Source organism: Methylobacterium sp. C25 (genome assembly GCF_021352225.1).
GTDB lineage: Bacteria > Pseudomonadota > Alphaproteobacteria > Rhizobiales > Beijerinckiaceae > Methylobacterium.
In genome coordinates, this window is sequence record NZ_JAAUVI010000029.1 from 1 (window position 1) to 2,543 (window position 2,543).

Annotated in this window: 1 protein-coding gene; it reads left to right on the forward strand. The window is 67.8% G+C overall.

From position 1 onward, the window contains the following. Window positions 1-2,543 (forward strand): FAD-binding and (Fe-S)-binding domain-containing protein (locus HCU64_RS25120; protein WP_233387218.1); only part of this gene is annotated, 2,543 nt, incomplete at both ends.

Consider the following 2,543-nt stretch of genomic DNA (forward strand, 5'->3'; position numbering starts at 1 on the left):
CAGGGTGATGTTCGTTTCGATGCGTTCACGCGCGGTCGCTACAGCACGGATGCGTCGATCTACCAGATCATGCCGGCCGGCGTGGTCCTGCCGAAGAGCCGGGCCGATCTCGGCGCGACGCTGAGCATCGCTGCCGAGCACGGCGTACCCGTCATCATGCGCGGCGGCGGCACCTCGCAGAACGGCCAGCCGATCGGCTCCGGTCTGGTCGTCGACTGCTCCCGGAACTTCAACGCGGTCACCGCGTATGATGCCGAGGCCGGTACCATTACCGTCGAGCCGGGCATGGTGCTGGAGCGGCTGAACACCCGTGTGAAGGCCGATGGCTGGTTCTTCCCGGTCGAGCCCTCCACCGCGACCCGCTGCACCATCGGCGGCATGGCCGGCAACAATTCTTGCGGCGCCCGCTCCCTGCGCTTCGGCAAGATGAGCGACAACGTGCTGGCCATGGAGGCCCTGTTTCACGATGCCGAGCCCTTCGGCTTCGGGCTGACCGGCAACGAGAGCCTCGGCGTCACCGGCTCGGCCCGCGCCGAGGAACTGGCGCGGCGCATGCTCGCGCTCGCCCACGAGAATCGCCAGGAGATCCTCGACAAGTACCCGAACGTCCAGCGCCGCGTCGGCGGCTACAACCTCGACAGTCTGATCGAGCCACGCCCGAACCTCGCCCATCTCCTGGTCGGCTCGGAGGGCACGCTGGCGGCGACCACCTCGGTGACCCTGAAGCTGTCGCGGCTGCCGACGCATCGGGTGCTCGGCATCTGCCACTTCCCCTCGTTCCGCGCGGCGATGGAGACGACGCAGCATCTCGTCGGCCTCGGTCCTGTCGCGGTCGAGCTCGTCGACAACAACGTGCTGGTCCTCGGCGCCGACATCCCGCTGTTCAAGGCGACGCTCGCCGACATCACCCGCGGCACCCCGAACTGCCTGCTGATCGCAGAGTTCGCTGGCGACGACCTCGACGCGCTGAAGCGTGATCTCAAGCGCCTCGATGCCTGCATGGCCGATCACGGCTTCCCTGATGCCGTGGTGGAGGTGCTGGAGCCGTCTCGTCAGAAGACGGTCTGGGAGGTGCGCGAGGCCTGCCTCAACATCATGATGTCGATGAAGGGGGACGCGAAGCCGATCTCCTTCATCGAGGATTGCGCGGTGCCGCTCGAGCACCTCGCCGACTACACCGATGCCGTCACCGCGGTCTTCACCAAGTACGGCACCCGCGGCACCTGGTATGCGCACGCCTCCGTCGGCTGCCTGCACGTGCGCCCGATCCTCGACATGAAGGATGCCGGCGGCGTCCGACAGATGCGGGCCATCGCGGAAGAAACCGCCGACCTCGTGCGCCGCTACAAGGGCTCCTATTCCGGCGAACACGGCGACGGCATCTCGCGCTCGGAATTCGTCGAGCCATTGTTCGGCGCCACCCTGACCCGGGCCTTCGAGACGGTGAAGGATGGCTTCGACCCGCAGAACCGGCTCAACCCGAACAAGATCGTCCGCCCTCTGAAGTTCGACGACCGCTCGCTGTTCCGGTTCAAGCCGGACTATGCGGTGCAGCCGATCGAGACGGCGCTCGACTGGTCGGACTGGGGCGGCCTCGGTGGCGCCGTCGAGATGTGCAACAACAACGGCACCTGCCGGAAGCTCGCCGGCGGCGCGATGTGCCCCTCCTACCGCGCCACCCGCGAGGAGCAGCATCTCACCCGCGGCCGCGCCAACTCCCTGCGCCTCGCGCTGTCGGGCCAGCTCGGCAAGGACGCCTTCACCTCACACGACATGAAGCGCACGATGGATCTGTGCGTGTCCTGCAAGGCTTGCCGTCGCGAATGCCCCACCGGTGTCGACATGGCCAAGATGAAGATCGAGTTCCTTCATCACTACCATGCCGAACACGGCCTGCCGGCCCGCGACCGGGTCATCGCGGAGATGCCGCGCTATGCCGGCATCGCGGCGCGGCTCGCCCCGCTGATGAACCTGCGCAACCAGATCCCGGCTCTGGCCAAGCTCGGCGAGCAGATGCTCGGCCTCTCGGCCCGGCGCTCATTGCCGGAATGGCGTCGGCCCTGGCGCGAGCAGGGCCCGGTTGCCAAGCCGGCGGACGTCACCGGTGACTGGCAGGACATCATCCTGTTCGGCGACACCTTCAACCGGGTATTCGAGCGCGAGAACCTGGAAGCGGCCGAACGCGTGCTGAAGGCGGCCGGCTACCGGCTGCATCGCGTGGTCGCGCATTCCGGCAAGCGCCCGCTCTGCTGCGGCCGGACCTATCTTGCTTCCGGCCAGACCGACCGGGCCCGGGAAGAGGCACGGCGCACGCTCGACGCGCTGCTGCCCTTCGTGCGGGCGGGGGCTCGTGTGGTCGGGCTCGAGCCGTCGTGTCTCTTCACCTTCCGCGACGAGTTCCTGTCGCTCTTGCCGGGCGAGGAGGCGAAGACGCTGGCGGGTCAGGCCTTCCTGTTCGAAGAACTTCTCGCCGCCGACCTGAAGGCGGGACGCATCACCCTGAACCTCGCCGACCAGGCGGGCCGAGTGGCGCATCTGCACGG